General features: G+C 58.4%; 1 protein-coding gene. It reads right to left on the reverse strand.

Features of this window, described 5'->3' with window-relative positions:
* A partial coding sequence (locus tag FTE26_RS07110) for an AAA family ATPase (RefSeq protein ID WP_272457527.1) occupies positions 1-960 on the reverse strand: 960 nt, incomplete at both ends.

Below are 960 nucleotides of genomic sequence, written 5' to 3' on the forward strand. Positions count from 1 at the left end.
ATGCAGAAAGGACGCCAGCGTCTGTGCATCCACGCCGGCGCTGCGCATCTCACCGACCGCACGGTGCGTGGGCCCCAGCCCCACGACACGGGGACGTTCACTCTCCGGCAGCATGTTCACGGCTGACATCACCGCCCGGAACTGTGTGGTCTTACCCACACCGGCATAGCCCTGCACCACCGTGAAACGGTCGGACGTTTCCAGTATCATGCGGGTAGCGGCACGCTGTCCTGATGTCAGTTTCTCCATGAGTTCGCCAGGTACTCTCTCCATCAGTGGCGTGACCGCCTCCTTACCTTCGAGAATATGGCGAAGAATGCTCTTTTCTGCCTCATACGACGCACGGGAAACCAGCAGGCCTGTGCCATAGCCTTTTGCCACATCCACATACAGTAAATCACCGCGTTTTATCTGCGCATTGATTTCCCCTCCCAGTTCAGTAAAACTGGTTCCTTCTGCAGCAAACGACTTCGCCTCTGTCAGCAGGTCCACCATGCTGAAGGCCAGGTTTTTACTTTCCACCACAGGAAGCGCCAGATGAATAGCCTGCTGTGCCGGCGTGTGAAGCCCGGTTTTCTGCAGACTGATAGCGGTTTCCAGCAATGTCTCACCGGCACGCGCCTTTATCTGCTCAGAAACCACCGTAAAGGAGGGATGGCGGGCAAGTTTTTCCGCAGTACGGGTTTCATCCAGTGAGGAATACAGCCGGACATCACGACCGCTGCGGGCCAGACCGTTCAGGGTGGCGTTGTCCATTGCCATCTGTGTGACGGAGGCAAAAACCTTCGCACTGTCGCTGACGGAATGCCCGGGCGTTTCCACCCAGCCGTTCTCCAGCTTCAGTGCCGTGAATGGTGAATCGCTCACAGGCAGGGAGGCCGGTTCAGCCCGCCCCGGCACAACAACCGTCATCGCATCTTCACTGACGGATGCCACCTGCAGGCGGTCACCGCCGGAGAC

It is taken from the genome of Escherichia sp. S10b, from assembly GCF_028421345.1.
In the GTDB taxonomy this organism is placed as follows: domain Bacteria; phylum Pseudomonadota; class Gammaproteobacteria; order Enterobacterales; family Enterobacteriaceae; genus ECMA0423.